General features: G+C 77.2%; 13 protein-coding genes. 8 read left to right on the top strand and 5 right to left on the bottom strand.

Going from position 1 to position 14744, the window contains the following annotated elements:
• Positions 1–30 precede the first annotated feature (30 nt).
• A complete protein-coding gene (locus NPS70_RS00450) occupies positions 31–333 on the bottom strand; it encodes a 4a-hydroxytetrahydrobiopterin dehydratase (protein WP_256521411.1) in 303 nt (100 codons plus the stop codon).
• Positions 334–446: 113 nt separating this feature from the next.
• On the opposite strand from NPS70_RS00450, the gene NPS70_RS00455 reads away from it, so the two are divergent.
• Entirely contained in the window at positions 447–953 is a 507-nt protein-coding gene (locus NPS70_RS00455; RefSeq protein WP_256521412.1) for an FBP domain-containing protein, read from the top strand.
• Between the two features lie 18 nt (positions 954–971).
• Here NPS70_RS00455 and NPS70_RS00460 read toward each other — a convergent pair whose 3' ends face one another.
• Positions 972–2540: an ATP-dependent DNA ligase gene (locus NPS70_RS00460; protein ID WP_256521413.1), complete on the bottom strand. Its 1569-nt coding sequence runs from the start codon at positions 2538–2540 to the stop codon at positions 972–974.
• 154 nt (positions 2541–2694) lie between these two features.
• On the opposite strand from NPS70_RS00460, the gene NPS70_RS00465 reads away from it, so the two are divergent.
• The 3 genes from NPS70_RS00465 to NPS70_RS00475 all read left to right on the top strand — a co-directional run bounded on the left by NPS70_RS00465 (position 2695) and on the right by NPS70_RS00475 (position 5632).
• Complete coding sequence (locus NPS70_RS00465) at positions 2695–3750, top strand: phosphatidylinositol-specific phospholipase C domain-containing protein (protein ID WP_256521416.1); 1056 nt, start codon at positions 2695–2697, stop codon at positions 3748–3750.
• Between the two features lie 554 nt (positions 3751–4304).
• Positions 4305–4736 (top strand): SsgA family sporulation/cell division regulator, encoded by a 432-nt coding sequence (locus NPS70_RS00470; protein WP_256521418.1) that lies wholly within the window; start codon positions 4305–4307, stop codon positions 4734–4736.
• Between the two features lie 65 nt (positions 4737–4801).
• On the top strand, positions 4802–5632 hold the full coding sequence (locus tag NPS70_RS00475) for a helix-turn-helix domain-containing protein (protein WP_256521419.1): 831 nt from the start codon (positions 4802–4804) through the stop codon (positions 5630–5632).
• A 317-nt stretch (positions 5633–5949) separates the two neighbouring features.
• Here the strand turns inward: NPS70_RS00475 and NPS70_RS00480 are convergent, their stop codons facing one another.
• Positions 5950–8115 carry a phage holin family protein gene (locus NPS70_RS00480; protein ID WP_256521422.1) on the bottom strand — a complete coding sequence of 722 codons (2166 nt, stop codon included), beginning with the start codon at positions 8113–8115 and terminating at the stop codon, positions 5950–5952.
• 290 nt (positions 8116–8405) lie between these two features.
• Between NPS70_RS00480 and NPS70_RS00485 the strand changes: the two genes are divergently transcribed.
• A complete protein-coding gene (locus tag NPS70_RS00485; RefSeq protein ID WP_256521424.1) occupies positions 8406–9188 on the top strand; it encodes an MBL fold metallo-hydrolase in 783 nt (260 codons plus the stop codon).
• A complete protein-coding gene (locus tag NPS70_RS00490) occupies positions 9185–9838 on the top strand; it encodes a VTT domain-containing protein (RefSeq protein WP_256521429.1) in 654 nt (217 codons plus the stop codon). The genes NPS70_RS00485 and NPS70_RS00490 overlap by 4 nt, the downstream gene beginning before the upstream one ends.
• Positions 9839–9913: 75 nt before the next feature.
• Here NPS70_RS00490 and NPS70_RS00495 read toward each other — a convergent pair whose 3' ends face one another.
• On the bottom strand, positions 9914–11131 hold the full coding sequence (locus NPS70_RS00495) for an aminotransferase class I/II-fold pyridoxal phosphate-dependent enzyme (RefSeq protein WP_256521430.1): 1218 nt from the start codon (positions 11129–11131) through the stop codon (positions 9914–9916).
• Positions 11132–11353: 222 nt separating this feature from the next.
• On the opposite strand from NPS70_RS00495, the gene NPS70_RS00500 reads away from it, so the two are divergent.
• Complete coding sequence (locus tag NPS70_RS00500) at positions 11354–12874, top strand: bifunctional phosphatase PAP2/diacylglycerol kinase family protein (protein ID WP_256521436.1); 1521 nt, start codon at positions 11354–11356, stop codon at positions 12872–12874.
• A gap of 204 nt (positions 12875–13078) precedes the next feature.
• Here NPS70_RS00500 and NPS70_RS00505 read toward each other — a convergent pair whose 3' ends face one another.
• Positions 13079–13513, bottom strand: coding sequence for a protein phosphatase (locus NPS70_RS00505; protein ID WP_256521438.1), 435 nt, complete (start codon positions 13511–13513; stop codon positions 13079–13081).
• Positions 13514–13675: 162 nt separating this feature from the next.
• On the opposite strand from NPS70_RS00505, the gene NPS70_RS00510 reads away from it, so the two are divergent.
• Entirely contained in the window at positions 13676–14494 is an 819-nt protein-coding gene (locus tag NPS70_RS00510; protein WP_256521439.1) for a methyltransferase domain-containing protein, read from the top strand.
• The last annotated feature ends 250 nt before the right edge of the window (positions 14495–14744 follow it).

Below are 14744 nucleotides of genomic sequence, written 5' to 3' on the forward strand. Positions count from 1 at the left end.
GCGTGTGCGGCGCGTTTCCGGGCCGGGCGGTCAGGCGGCCCCGTGGGCGGCCGCGGCGTCCTCGACCCGGCGGGCGAGGGTGAAGTCCCGGTCGGTGAGGGCGTCCGCGTCGTGCGAGTGGACGCTGAGCCGGACGGTGTCGTAGCCGAGTGTGAGGTCGGAGTGGTGGTTGAGCTCCTCCTGGATCCGGGCCACGTGCACCACCAGGGCGGTCGCGGCGATATGCGAGCCGAGGCGGTAGCCGCGGGTGAGGCGCCCGTTCTCCTGGGACCAGCCCGGCAGTTCCCTCAGGCGGTCCTCGATCTCCTTCTGCGACAGCGGCTCGGTGGGCATGGCCGTGCTCCTTCGGTGCGGGGACGTGGGGCGGTGTGCCGGTCGGGGCCACCATAGGGCCGATGCCCGGAAACCGGGCTGCGTGCACCGGGACGCGCGTGTACGTTCACCGGGTGGAACCCCTGACCGACAGACAGATCCGCTCGTCCTTCGTCAACTGCACCAAGGGCGAGGCGGCGCGCATGCGGCTGCCCCTCGACTTCGCCGAACGCCCCTGGGAGGACCTCGACTTCCTGGGGTGGACCGACCCGGGGGCGCCGCTCCGGGCCTATCTGGTCGTCCCGCGGGAGGAGGGCCCGTGCGGCATCGCGCTGCGGGTGCCGGGCAGCTCGCGCACCAGTGCGGTCAGGTCCAGCATGTGCCAGGTGTGCCTGACCTCGCACGCGGCCTCGGGCGTGGCCCTGTTCGCGGCGCCGCTCGCCGGGAGCGCGGGCCGCGAGGGGAACAGCGTGGGGACCTACCTCTGCGCGGATCTCGACTGCTCGCTCTACGTGCGGGGCAGGAAGCAGCCGCGGCTGCGCCACGGCCGCCCCGAGGAGTCGCTGACCCTGGAGGAGCGGATCGCGCGGACGGGGTCGAATCTGGCGGCCTTCGCCGACCGGGTGCTCGCGGGGCGGTGAGGCGCCCGGGCCGCGCCCTCAGCGCCCGGGCGCGGCGGGGGCGTCCGGCGCGCCGCCCGTGGCGAGCACGTGCTCGACGGTGTCGGCCTCCGCGGCGCTCTTGTCGGGCCGGTGGCGTACGACGCGGGCGAAGCGCAGGGCCACGCCCGCCGGGTAGCGGGCCGACCGCTGGAGGCCGTCGTAGGCGATCTCGACGACCAGTTCGGGGCGGACGGTGACGGTCCTGCCGTCGTCCCGCACGGCGAGGCGGCCCAGGTACTCGGTCTGCCAGGCGAGCATCGCGTCGGTGAGCCCCTTGAACGTCTTGCCGAGCATCACCATGCGGCCGTCGGCGCCCCGGGCGGCGAGGTGGAGGTTGGAGAGCAGCCCGGTGCGCCGCCCGTGGCCGCGCTCCACGGCGACCACCACCAGGTCGAGGGTGCGGACCGGTTTGACCTTGAGCCAGGAGCGGCCGCGGCGGCCCGCCGAGTAGGGCGCGTCCAGGGACTTGACCACCACGCCCTCGCGGCCGTCGCGCAGGGCCCGGTCGAAGAAGCGCCGCGCGGCGTCCGCCTCCTCGGCGGAGGCCGGGTCCTCGACCGTGAGGCGGCGTACGCGCAGGTCCTCGGGGACCAGTGCGGCCAGGCGCGCATGCCGCTCGCGGGCGGGCAGGTCCAGCAGGCCGGTCCCGTCGGCGGCGAGGAGGTCGAAGTAGACCGGCGACAGCGGCAGGGCGGCCCGGGCGGCCGCGACGTCGGAGCGCGAGCCGACCCGGGAGGCGATGTCCTGGAAGGGGGCGGGCCGGCCCCCGGGGGTGAGGGCGATGACCTCCCCGTCCAGGACGAAGCCGTCGCCGGCCAGTCGGCTGGCCGCCTCGGCGACGTCGGGGAGCCGGTCGGTGACGTCCTCCAGGGAGCGGGTGTAGACGCGGACCTCGCCGCCCCGGCGGTGGACCTGCACCCGGATTCCGTCCAGCTTCTCCTCCACCGCGCAGGCGGTGCCGAGTGCCGCCAGCGCCTCGGCGACGGTTCCGGCCGAGTGGGCGAGCATCGGCTGGACGGGGCGGCCCACCCGCAGCCGGAACAGGGTCAGCGCCGGGGCCCCGTCGGCGAGGACGGCACGGGCGACCCGCGGCAGCGAGCCGTCGAGCATCACGGCCCTGCGCAGGTCGGCGGCGGGGACTCCGGCGGCACGGGCGACGGCCTCCAAGGCCACGGCGTCCAGGGCGCCCTGGCGCACCTCCCCGGTGAGGAGCCGGACCAGGAAGCGCTGCTCCTCCGCCGTCGCCGCGCCCAGCAGCGCGTGCACCGCGTCCCGGCGCGCGGCACGGGAGCCGGGTCCGGTCGTCCCGGCGATCGCGGTGAGGGCCGCGTCCGTCTCCGCGACGGTGAGGGTGGGTTCCGCCGAGGCCGGAACCTCCTCGCCGAGCAGGCGCCACCCGATGCCGATACGGCCCTGCGGCAGGCGACCCGAGAGGTAGGCGATCACCGGCGCCACGTCCTCGGGGCGCGCCTGTCCGAACAGGTCGGCCAGGAGCGCGGTCTTGCCGGAGCGGGCGGAGGTGGCGGCCACCTCGCGGGAGGCGGCGGCGACGCGGGCGAGCAGCATGCGGCCATGCTGCCCCGTCCCCGGGGCGGGCGCCCACCCGGCGCGCGCGTGGCCGGAGGCGGACTCCCGCGGCCCGTCCGGCTCCCCTAGTCTGCACCCGACCTGAACATGTCAATTCACGGCCTCACGGCCGGTGACACAGAGGGACGGGCAGATGGGGAAGCTCCTGCACACGCTCGCGACCGCCGCCGCCACCGTCGGCATGCTCGCCGCCGCGCACGCCCCCGCCGGCGCCGCCGGCGCCGACCCGGGACGGCTGCCGTACGCGGCGACCACCTCGGTGGGCGTGCACAACGCCTACGAGCAGGCGAAGTTCCCCTACCTCGCGGACGCGCTCGACTCCGGGGCGGGAATGCTGGAGATCGACGTGTGGACCAATGTCTTCGGCCGGTCCTGGCGGGTCTCGCACAGCAACCCGTTCGGCAACGCCAACAACTGCGCGGGCGCGACCCGCGAGGGCGAGCTGCGCACCGGCGCGCGCAACCGCGACCTGGGCGGCTGCCTCGCGGACCTGCGGGCCTGGCACGACGCCAACCCCGGACACCGGCCGATCCTGATCAAGCTGGAGCTCAAGGACGGCTTCCAGGCCAACGCGGGCCGCGGGCCCGCCGCACTCGACGCCCTGCTCAGGGCCCGCCTCGGGGACGCGCTGTTCCGCCCCGCGGACCTGGCCGCCGGGCACCCCGACCTCGACACGGCGGTCCGGACGTCCGGATGGCCCACCCGCTCCGCCCTGGCCGGCCGCTTCCTGGTGGAGCTGATCCCCGGAACCCTGGAGGAGGGCAACCCGCTGGACTCCCTGTGGACCGACCGGGAGTACGCCCAGCACCTGCGCGGGCTCGGCGCCGCGGGCAGACTCGCGGAGGCGGGCGCCTTCCCCGCCGTCCACCACGCGGCCGCGGGCGACCCGCGCACCCGCTACACGGACGCCTCGATCCGGCCGTGGTTCGTGGTCTTCGACGGGGACGCCGCCGCCTACGCGGGCGGGACGATCGACACGGGCTGGTACGACCGCAACGGCTACCTGGTCGTCATGACCAGCGCCCACGGCGTGGCCCCGGCCATCGACGCGACGCGACCGGACGAGCGGCAGGCGCTCGACCGGGTCGCGCTGCTGGCGGACCACCACGCCAGCGTGGCGTCCTCCGACTGGTACCCGCTGCCCTCGGTGCTCGGCACGGTGCTCGCCCGGGGCGGGGCGCGGCTCTAGCGGGAGAGCCGGCCGGGGGTGCCCGAGGCGGGGGCGGGAGGGCGGCCGCGCGCCGGGCTCACCCCCGCTGCCCTGCGGAAAGGGCGCCGACGGCGTTGCACGCGTCACATCGGCCCCCGGGGATTCCACGGCGCACGCCTGGATGATTTATCGTTCACCTATCGCCCCGGCCGAAATCCCCCGTTCGGCCGGGGCGCTCTCCTGCCGCCCCCCGCCGCCGTGCGACGCGCACCGCACCCGGAACCGGCACCCCCGCGCGCGGACCCGGGCCATGCGCCCCGGCATCCGCCGCCCGACCGGGATCCGTGCGCACCCCGCCCCGAAAGCGGACCTGGACGGACACAGCCGCTCAGCAGCGGACAGGGGCGGTCACCTGCCGGAATCATCCCGGAATCCGGTGGCGCAAGGGGCTGGCCATTCCGCCTCCGGAGTTCGAAGGTAGTGATACAGGTCACACGCGCCACTGGTGTAGCTCGCGTCCTGGTGAGCCCTGCCGTGACGTCGTCGTCCCGTGCAGAAGGAGCAGATCCGCGCAGCAGCAAGAGGAGCGAGCGATGTCATCCTCCATCGAGCAATCCGTCGAGCAGTCTGTTCTCGCCCGCCTGATCAGCGACACCCCCCACCCCTCGGGCGTGCCGGTGGTCCTGCGCTACCGCCGGAGCGACCCGCTCGCCGTCCGCATGGTGTTCCCCGCCGAGGTCTGCCTCAGCGAGTCCGCCGTGACCTGGACGTTCGCCCGGAGCCTGCTCGACGGCGGGCTGCGCGCACCGACCGGCGACGGCGATGTGCACATCTGGCCCTGCACCCGCTCGCAGACGATGGTGGAGCTGCGCTCGCCCGAGGGGGTGGCCCTGCTCCAGTTCGACAGCGCGAGCCTCCGCCGCTTCCTGCTGCACACCTACGCCGCCGTCCCCGCGGCCCACGAGAGCGCCGCCATGGACATCGAGCGGGCCCTCGCCGCCCTCCTCGGCGAGGCGCGCGGCTGACCGGCCTCGGCACGGGCCCCGCCCGGCCCCGGCGGGAGGCGGGCGGGAGGTACTACGGTCGGGCCATGACGACCGCCGCGAACGGAACGGCAGTGGGGCCCCTGCTGCGGAGCTGGCGGGAGCGCCGACGCGTCAGCCAGCTGGAACTCGCCCTGCGCGCCGACTCCTCCGCCCGCCACATCAGCTTCGTCGAGACCGGGCGCTCCCGGCCCAGCGAGGCCATGGTGCTGCGCCTCGCCGAGCACCTGGACGTACCGGTGCGCGAGCGCAACGCGCTGCTCCTCGCGGCCGGGTACGCCCCGCGCTATGCCGAGACCCCCGTCGACGCCCCGGCCCTGGGCGCCCTCCGGCAGGGCATCGACCGGCTGCTCCTCGGCTACGAGCCCTACCCCGCCCTGGTCGTCGACGGGACCTACACGGTGGTGGCGGCCAACCGGGGCGTGACGATGCTGCTCGACGGCGTCGCGGGGCACCTGCTCGCTCCCCCGCTCAACGCCATGCGGCTCACGCTCCACCCCGAGGGCCTCGCGCCGCGCATCCGCAACCTGCGCCAGTGGCGGGGCCACCTGCTGGAGCAGATGCAGCGGCAGATCGCCCTCGTCCGCTCGGCGGCGCTGCGTGCCCTGTACGAGGAGGTGGCGGGCTATCCGGTGCCCGCGGGAGAGGGGCCCGAGGGCGGGGAGGACGGCCCGTTCGCGGGGCATCCGTACGTCGCGCTGCCGCTGCGGATCGAGCACGCGGGCCGGGTCCTGACCTTCGTGTCCTCGATCTCCACCTTCAACACCCCGCTCGACGTGACGGTCGCCGAACTGGCCATCGAGACCTTCCTTCCGGCCGACGAGGAGACGGCCTCCCACCTGCGCGCGCCCACCCCCCGGAGCCCGTTGGGCCCGTGAACCACCGGGCCCCGGCCGCGCGGAGGAGCGGTCCGGACGGTGGACGGCCCGGCGGGCACGGACCGGTCGGGGCGGAACCGCGGCAGCTCGCCGTCCGGAACGAGGAAGCCGCCGCAGCCGGGGGCGTGGAACTTCCGCCCCGCACATCGCACCGGCCACCACGTGGCCGCCGCCACCGGACCCGGTCTCCAGGACACGTGCGCGCCGGTCGTGCCAGGGGCGGGGATGGCGGCCCGCAACCGCTCCACTCCACCCCCGTGCTCTCGGCCCCGGGCCGCCCCGCGGTCGCCCCCCGGACCGGTGCCGCCGGCGCCCCGTCAGGCGGGGCGCTCGTCCGGCAGCGGGCGCTCGTCCGGCAGGGAGGCGTCGCCCGTCGAGGGGGGCCGGGCGGGCGGGCGGCGGTCGGCGGGCACGGCGGTCCGCAGGGGCTGCGCGATCGGCACCTCCGGCCCCTGCGCCTCCCTCAGCCAGCGGCGCAGCACCCGGTGCACCTGCTCGGCGCCGGCCAGCTCCCCGCCGACCGGGACGGGCGGGGACAGCTCGAACGGGGACAGCAGGAAGGGCCGGGACTGCTCGCCGCCGAGCCCGCCGTGCGAGCCGATCTGCTCCTCGAAGGCGTGGACGACACCGGTCCGCGGCTCGTACACGGAGTTGACCATGATGTCGGCCACGTGCGGGAAGCCGTCGGTGCGGCGCACGGCGGCCGCCGCGCCGGGTCCGAAGACCTCCAGCGGCCCGGGCGCGCCGTCCCTCAGCCGGGCGACGGGGATCTCGGCGCCGTCCTTCCCGAGCACCAGCGAACCGTGCTCCTCGCTGCGCACCAGCAGGAAGCCGACCCCGGGGTGGGAGGCCAGCGTGGGCAGCAGCGCGGGGTGGCGGCGGTCGATCTCCTCGCGGCTCATCCGGTGCGGCACGTCCGGGAACGAGACCAGGGCCAGGTTCCCCGAGGCGAGGACGACCGGGTCGGGTCCCTCCGCCGGGCCCGCCTCCTCGCCCGGTTCGTCGAGCTGCCGGTGGAGGGCGGTGCGCAGGGCGTCGCGGGCGGCGTCACGGGCCTCGGCCCCACTGCGGGAGCGCCGGGCACGGCGCGGCAGGGGCAGCCCGCAACCGGCCCGGACCAGGTCCCGCAGGGTCAGCCCGTAGGCCGCCTCGAAGGTCGTCCCGGGGCTCTGGCCGTGGTCGGAGAGCACCACGATCCGGTACTCGCGGGGCGCGTGGTCGGCCACCTTGGCGATCAGCGCGAGGGAGCGGTCGAGCCGTTCCAGCACGTCCTGCGCGTCCCCGCTGTGGGGGCCCGAGTGGTGGGCCACCTCGTCGTAGGCGACGAGGTCGGCGTAGACCACCGTCCGCCCGGCGAGCATGTCCCCGATCACCGCGGCGACCACCACGTCGCGCTCGACGACCGTGGCGAAGGCGCGGATGAACGGGTAGAGGCCGCCCCGGCCGACCCGCGGCCGGTCCCCGCGCAACCGGGCCCGTGAGGACTGCCCGATCTCCCGGAGCACCTCCGCCACGAAGGACCCGGCGGTGCGCACCGCGTTCGCGGGGTCGGAGAAGTACGCGAAGTAGCCGGCCCGGGAGCGGTTGGCACGGCCCCGCCGGGCCGCCACCGACAGCACCAGCGCGAGTTCGTCGGCGCCGCCGCTGAACAGGTTGCCGCGGCTCGCCCCGTCGAGGGTGAGCAGCCCGCCGTCGGCGGTGCGGGCCACCGCCCGCCGCTGGAGTTCCGCGGCGCCGGAGGGCCGGTTGCTGACGATGACCCGGCCGGTGTCCTTCTCGTACCAGCGGAAGGCCGGGACGTCGTGGTTGGAGCCGTGCAGGATGCCGAGCTGGCTGGCGCCGGTCTGGCTGGACCAGTCGGTGCGCCACGGCGTCAGCCGGTGGGTGGCACCGATCCACGAGGCCACCGTCGGCATGACCCCGCTGTCGGCGGCGCGCCGCAGGACCTCGTGGCCCACGCCGTCGAGCTGCAGGAAGACGGTGCCGGGCGGGGCGGGGGCGAGGTCGCCGCCGCCGCGTCTGCGGCGCCTGCGCTGGGCCAGCCGGGAGAGCCTGCGCCGGTAGGCGTCGTCGTCCCGGACGGCGAGCGCGGTGGAGGTCGCGGAGGCGACGGCCGACATCACGGCGGCCACCACCACGGCGGTCTCGGGTGCCGCCGCCCCGCGGCCGCCGGGGATGAGCCAGAGGGCGAGCAGCAGCAGCGAGCCGTTGAGGAAGAACACCAGCAGCCCGAGCAGCAGGGCCGGCACCAGCAGCAGGGCCCGTACGACGACCGGCCACACCAGCGCGCCGAGCAGGCCGAAGGCCCCGGCGCCCCAGGCGGCGGTGAGGGCGGTGCGGGTGATCGAGTCGCCGTCGCCCGACTGGAGCCGGAAGTCCGGCAGCGCCCCGGCGAGTACCAGCATCGTCGCGGTGGAGACGGCCCACACGGCCACCACCCTGAAGACGGCGCCGCCCACCGCGCTCCATCGGCCTGCGGCCACTCGCGCTCACCTCACCCTCCACCGCGGGTCTCCAGCCTGTCACAGGCCGCGTGGAGGGGGCTGCGCGGCCCGAGCGCACCCCGGCGGGGGCGGGGGCGCACGCACCGCCGTGCGCCCCCCGGGGGCCGCCGCGCGGGGCGGGGTGCCCGACCGGCCGGGAGGCGCGGAGAGCGCGGGGGTGCCCCTGCGGTCCGCCCCCGGCGCGGCGGGGGCCGGGGGCGAACTAACCTCGGAGGCGTACGCGCCCCGGGCAGGCGACCGGGCGGGAGCGGCGGCGAGGAGGGCGGCACGTGCCGGTGGAGGTCACCTGGTGGGGTCATGCCACCTGCACCATCGAGGACTCCGGCGTGCGGATCCTGACGGACCCGCTGCTGGTGCGGAGGTTCGCCCATCTCCGCAGGCGGCGGGGCGAGCTCCCGCCCGCCGAGGCGACGGCCGCGGACGCCGTGCTCGTCTCCCATCTGCACTCCGACCACCTGCATCTGCCCTCCCTGGCGCGGCTGGCGCCCGGCACCCGGCTGATCGTGCCCCGCGGGGCGCTGCGCGCGGTGCGGGGGCTGCGCCGCACGGCCGCCGCGGCGGGGTTCGCGGTGACCGAGGTGTCGGCGGGCGAGGAGGTCCGGGTGGGCGGTGTGGCGGTGCGCGCCGTGCGGGCGGCGCACGACGGCCGGCGCCTGCCGGTCGGACCCCATCACGCGCCCGCGCTCGGCTACGTGGTCAGCGGCGAGGCGGCCACCTACTTCGCCGGTGACACGGGTCTGTTCGACGCCATGGCCGAGGAGGTGGGGCACGTGGACGTGGCGCTGCTGCCCGTCGGGGGCTGGGGCCCCTACCTCGGCCACGGCCACCTCGACGCGGGCCGCGCGGCCGAGGCCCTGGCCGCCCTCGCGCCCCGGGCCGCGGTACCCGTCCACTACGGCACCTACTGGCCCGTCGGGATGGACGCCGTCCGGCCGCACGAGTTCTACGCTCCCGGGGACGAGTTCGCCCGCAAGGCGGCCCGGCTGGCCCCCGGGGTCGCCGTCCACCGCCTCGCGCACGGCGAGCGCGTCCGCCCGGAGGCGGGGCGGTGAGCGCCGCTCTGGCCGGAGCCGTGCGTCAGTTCTCGGACACCGTGGGCGTGCTGCCCCCGGAGTCCACCCAGCAGGCGGTCGGCTATCCGTCCCTGTTCCTGCTGGTGGCCCTGGGCGCGCTGGTCCCCGTGGTGCCGACCGGCGCGGTGGTCAGTTCCGCGGCGGTGGTCGCGTTCCACCAGACGTCCCCGCTGGCCCTCGGCGCGGTGTTCCTGATCGCCTCGCTCGCCGCGTTCACGGGGGACGTGGTCCTGTACTGGCTCGGGGCGCGCGGCGTCCGCTCGCGCAACGGCTCGCGCTGGCTGGTCGCCCTGCGGGACCGTGCCGCCCCCGACCGGCTGGAGCAGGCGCGGAACCGGCTGGCGACGCACGGCGGGACCGTGCTGGTGCTGTCCCGCCTGGTGCCGGCCGGGCGGATCCCGGTGATGCTGGCCTGCCTGCTGTCGCACATGAGCCTGCGGCGGTTCGCCCGCGGGGACGCGCCCGCCTGCCTGGCCTGGGCGGCCACCTACGGCCTCATCGGCATCCTGGGCGGATCGCTGTTCCCGGAGCCCTGGCAGGGCGTGGTGGCGGCCGTGGCCCTGACCGTCGCGCTCAGCGCGGCCCCGGCACTGTGGCGCCGGGCCCGGCGGGCGCGCCACGCGGGCTGAGCGCTCCCGGTCCCGCGGGCGTGCGGGGCCGCTCCGCGAGGAGCGGCCCGGGGTCGGTGCGGGGCCGGGCGTTACTCACCGGAGTTCGTCGAGGACGGCGGCGAGCCGCCCGAGGCCGCCGCTCACCTGGGGCAGTGCGAGCGGATCGGGTGCGGCGAGGGCCGCGCGCTGCTCCTCCGCCGTGGCGCCGAGGAGCGGGCCGGTCGGCAGCCGGACGCGCAGGGCGCCGAGTTCGTCGCCGAAGCGGTGCCCGCCGGGAACCGGTGCTCCGAGGCGGCCGCCCAGGTAGTCCTCCAGGTCCATCGAGTCCCCCACCCCTCGCTCGGCGAGCCGGCCGCGCAGCGGTGCGAGGTCGGCGTACAGGTGGCGTCCGGCCTGCGGGGGCCGGGCCAGGGCACCGGCCGCCAGGACGGTGCCGTGCAGGGCGGCGGCGACGCTCGCGTGCAGGCGGGCCGCCCGGGCGGCCCGCTCGGCCACCGCGGCGGGCTCGCCGAGGACGTGGGCGGCCGCGGCGGCCACCGGACCGGCGACGACCGCCCCGAGCGCGGTCAGCAGGTCGAGCGTGCGGCCCCGTTCCACGGCACCCGGGCGGGTCGCCGGAAAGCGGGCCACGGCCACCGGCCAGGACTCGGGGGCGAGGCCACCGACCAGGTCGGCCAGGACCGTCACGTCCTCGGGACACATCTCGGCCGGGCTGAACAGCACCGTGTCCTCGGGCCGGTGCAGCGTGTCCCGCCAGGTCTCGTCGCTGATCACGTGCAGGCCCTCGGCGACGGCCGCCTCGCACGCCTCGCGGACGGTCTCCGGAGGGGCGACGGTGGCCGTCGGGTCGTCGGCGACGGACAGCAGCAGCAGACGGGGGCGCCCGCCCTCGGCCCGTACCCGCCGGACGGTCTCCAGCAGGGCCACCGGATCGGGGACGCCACCGCACTCGGCGGGGGTGGGCACGTGGTAGGCGGGCCTGCCCAGCAGCCGGGCCTGCGGGGCCCACCAGGCGGGGCAGGGTCTCGGCATCAGCACATCGCCGTCGTGCGCGGCGAGAAGGGCGAGCAGCAGGGGCTGGGCCCCGGGGGCCGCGACGACGCCCTCGGGGCCGCCGTGCAGTCCGCGGCGCCCCCAGTAGCCGGAGGCGGCCGCCCGCAGCGCGGCGCCGCCGCCGGGGGGCTCCGCCCGCGCCGCGCCGGCCGCGGCGCACAGCACCGCGGCGGCCGAGTCGAGGACGGGCAGTCCGGTGCCCGGCGCCGGAGGGCCGAAGCGCACGGGTCCCCGTCCGGCGGGCTCGGCGTCCTGCATGCGGTCACCTCCTGCTCGGCGCCGTCCGCGCTCCGGTGCGCCCGCGCCGGTGGCGCGGCGGTTCGCGTGCCCGGCCCCACACGCCCTTTATACGAAGGTTCGCCCGCGACCGCGCGGGGGCGGCGACCGGGCGGGGCATCCGGTGCCCGGCGAATCCGCCGGGCCGTCGGCCGCCGGGGTGGCTGCGGCGTGGCTCAGGCGGTCCCGGGGTATCCGAGCCGCATGACAGAGCATCGGACCCCCTCGTCCTCCCCGGCCGGCGCGCCCCGCGGACGGCTGCACGACCTTCTCGGCACCTGGGACCGGCGGGTCTTCCACGCCGTGGCGGCCCGCGAGTGGCCGGGGGCGGAGCCGGTCCTGCCGCGGCTGAGCCGCAGCGCCAACCACGGCCTGCTGTGGTTCGGCACGGCGGCGGCGATCGCGGCGTTCGGAGGGGGCGCGCGGTCCCGGCGGGCCGCGGTGCGCGGCGCGGCCTCGCTGGCGGTGGCCTCGGCGGTGATCAACACCGTCGGCAAGCGCTCGGTGCGCCGGGCGCGTCCGCTGCTCGACGCGGTGCCGGTGATACGGCAGCTGAAGCGCCAGCCGTTCACCTCGTCCTTCCCCTCCGGGCACGCCGCCTCCGCGGCCGCCTTCGCCACCGGTGTGGCCCTGGAGTCCCGTGCCTGGGGGGCGGTGGTCGCACCGGTGGCCGCCTCGGTGGCCTTCTCCCGGGTGTACACGGGCGTGCACTACCCGGGGGACGTGCTCGCGGGTGCCGCGCTCGGGGTGGGCGCCGCGCTCGCGGTCCGCGGCGCGGTGCCGACCCGCTCGCAGCTCCCCCCGCCGGGCCGCCCCCGCGAGCACGCCCCCGCGCTGGCGGGCGGCGAGGGCCTGGTGGTCGTGGTCAACCGCGAGTCGGGCACGGCCGACTGCGCCGCGGCGGTCCGGGAGGCGCTGCCGCTCGCGGAGGTCGTCGAGTGCGCACCGGACGAGCTGCCCGACCAGTTCGCGAAGGCGGCGGAACGGGCGCGGGCCCTGGGCGTGGTCGGTGGCGACGGCACGGTCAACCTGGCGGCGACCGTGGCGGTGACGCGGCGTCTGCCGCTGGCGGTCTTCCCCGGCGGGACGCTCAACCACTTCGCCTACGACCTGGGAGTGGAGGAGGTGGCCGACGCCTGCCGGGCGGTGGAGGCCGGCGAGGCGATCGGGGTGGACCTCGGGCGCTTCCGGCCGGACCCGGGAGCGGGGGGCGCAGGCGAGCCGGGGTACTTCCTCAACACGTTCAGCCTCGGCGTCTACCCGGAGCTGGTCCGGATCAGGGAGCGGTGGTCGCCCCGGATCGGCGCCTGGCCCGCGGGAGTGCTGGCGGCGAGCCGGGTCCTGCGCGGGGAGCATCCCCTGGAGGCCGAGGTGCAGGGCCGCCGGCGGCCGATGTGGCTGCTGTTCGCGGGCAACGGCGTCTACCGGGGCGTCGGGCCGACCCCCGGCCTCCGGCAGAACCTGGCGGACGGCCTGCTCGACGTGCGCGTGGTGCACGGCGGCCGGTTGCCGGGGCTCCGGCTGCTGGGGGCCGCCGTCGCGGGGAAGGTGCGCCGCTCGCCGGTGCACGCGGCCCGGCAGCTGCGGCAGGTGCGGATCGGCGGGCTGGCCCCGGGCACGCTCCTGGCCTACGACGGGGAGGTGCGCCGGGCCCCGGGCGGCGGGCTGGTGGTCGACAAGCTCGTCGACGCGCTCACCGTCTACCGCCCGCAGCGGCTGCTCTGACCGGACGGCGGCCGGAGACCGCGCACCCGCACCCGCACCCGCACCCGCACCCGCACCCGCACCCGCACCCGCCGGAAAACGGATCGACGTGCGGACGCGGTGTCACGCACCATGGCCGAGCCGCTGCCGCGGCCGGCCACGGGGGTGCCGGCCGCGGGGCGGGCACGGCCTGCCGCCCGGCCGTGCCCGTCGTGCGCCGGGTGCTCAGCCGGCGGCGAAGCGGCGGGCGTACCGCCGCTGCCAGGGAGTCTCCACCGCGCGCCGGTCGTAGTGGCGCCGCACATAGGCCACCGCCTCCCCCGGCGGGACGCCGTCGAGGACGGCGAGGCAGGCGAGCGCCGTGCCGGTGCGGCCGCGGCCCCCGCCGCAGGCGACCTCCACGCGCTCCTCCGCGCAGCGCCGCCACGCCTCGGTGCGCAGCCGGTGGGCGAGCACGCGGTCGCGGGGCAGCCCGAAATCGGGCCAGGGCAGCCACCGGACCTCCCCGGCGTCCGGGGCGGGCCGCCTGCCGAGGAGCCGGACGGACAGCGCGGGCACGGGCCCCCCGGGCAGCGGGCCGCGCAGCGCCCTGCCGCGGACGAGGCGCCCGGAGGGCAGGCGCAGCACCCCCGGGCCGTTCGGTTCCCAGGTCTCCGCCATCCCCCCGCCTCCCTGCGCGCGCTCCCTGCCGCCTCGCCCCCCATGATGCCCGCACACCCCGGATGCCCATGATGCGAGATACAGGTCTCGCCATTCGGTCGCGACGCGTACGGTGGAGCGCAGCTCCTCCGCACCCTCCGCCACCGAAGGGACTCCACTCCCATGCCGAAAGAGACCGCCGTCTACACCCACGGGCACCACGAGTCGGTGCTGCGCTCGCACAGCTGGCGCACCGCCGAGAACTCGGCCGCCTACCTGATCGGGGAACTCCGCCCGGGGATGCGGGTCCTGGACGTCGGCTGCGGCCCCGGCACCATCACCGCCGACCTCGCCGGGCTGGTGTCCCCGGGCGGCAGCGTCACGGCCGTGGACGCCGCCGCCTCCGTCCTGGACCAGGCCCGGGCCCTCACCGCCGAACGCGGTCTGGAGTGCGTGGAGTTCGCGGTGGCGGACGTCCACGCACTGGACTTCGAGGACGGCTCCTTCGACGTCGTCCACGCCCACCAGGTGCTCCAGCACGTGGGGGACCCCGTCCAGGCCCTGCGCGAGATGCGCCGGGTGTGCCGGCCGGGGGGTGTCGTCGCCGCCCGGGACAGCGACTACCGGGGGTTCACCTGGTTCCCCGAGCCGCCCGTGCTGGCCGAATGGCTGGAGCTCTACATCAGGGTCGCCCGCTCGTGCGGCGGCGAGCCGAACGCGGGCCGGCGGCTGCTCTCCTGGGCGCGCGCCGCGGGCTTCACGGACGTCACCGCGTCGGCGGCCGCCTGGTGCTTCGCGACCCCGCAGGACCGGGCCTGGTGGAGCGGACTGTGGGCCGACCGCACCACCGAGTCGGCCTATGCGAGGCTGGCCGTGGAGGGCGGCCACGCCACCCGCGGGCAACTCGCCGCGATCGCCGAGGGGTGGCGCGCCTGGGGCGCCGCCGAGGACGCCTGGTTCATGGTCCCGCACGGCGAGATCCTGTGCCGGGTGCCGGACTGACCGGACCCTCCCCCGCGGCCGCGCTCCCCGCGAGGGGCGGCCGTGGGCGCCGGCCCCGGAGCGGGAGGGGCGGAACGCACGGACGGCGCGCGCCCCGGGCAGCCGACCGGGACAGGGCACCGCCGACGGGCGGTCAGAACCGGTCACTTCACGTGCACTTCACGACATGCCGAGGCCGGAAGCGCTCGCCCCGGCAGCGGATCGGCACTCCGGGGGCTGTTCCGGGACCAATGCCCCTGCGCCGGGAGCC

It is taken from the genome of Streptomyces sp. C10-9-1 (assembly GCF_024497955.1).
Classification (GTDB): domain Bacteria; phylum Actinomycetota; class Actinomycetes; order Streptomycetales; family Streptomycetaceae; genus Streptomyces; species Streptomyces sanyensis.

What these genes read in the sequence shown, in the direction of transcription:
- NPS70_RS00475 (WP_256521419.1), top strand. Translation starts at nt 4,802, where the DNA reads ATGACGACCGCCGCGAACGGAACGGCAGTGGGGCCCCTGCTGCGGAGC.
- NPS70_RS00500 (WP_256521436.1), top strand. Translation starts at nt 11,354, where the DNA reads ATGACAGAGCATCGGACCCCCTCGTCCTCCCCGGCCGGCGCGCCCCGC.
- NPS70_RS00465 (WP_256521416.1), top strand. Translation starts at nt 2,695, where the DNA reads ATGGGGAAGCTCCTGCACACGCTCGCGACCGCCGCCGCCACCGTCGGC.
- NPS70_RS00470 (WP_256521418.1), top strand. Translation starts at nt 4,305, where the DNA reads ATGTCATCCTCCATCGAGCAATCCGTCGAGCAGTCTGTTCTCGCCCGC.
- NPS70_RS00505 (WP_256521438.1), bottom strand. Translation starts at nt 13,513, where the DNA reads ATGGCGGAGACCTGGGAACCGAACGGCCCGGGGGTGCTGCGCCTGCCC.
- NPS70_RS00450 (WP_256521411.1), bottom strand. Translation starts at nt 333, where the DNA reads ATGCCCACCGAGCCGCTGTCGCAGAAGGAGATCGAGGACCGCCTGAGG.
- NPS70_RS00460 (WP_256521413.1), bottom strand. Translation starts at nt 2,540, where the DNA reads ATGCTGCTCGCCCGCGTCGCCGCCGCCTCCCGCGAGGTGGCCGCCACC.
- NPS70_RS00495 (WP_256521430.1), bottom strand. Translation starts at nt 11,131, where the DNA reads ATGCAGGACGCCGAGCCCGCCGGACGGGGACCCGTGCGCTTCGGCCCT.
- NPS70_RS00510 (WP_256521439.1), top strand. Translation starts at nt 13,676, where the DNA reads ATGCCGAAAGAGACCGCCGTCTACACCCACGGGCACCACGAGTCGGTG.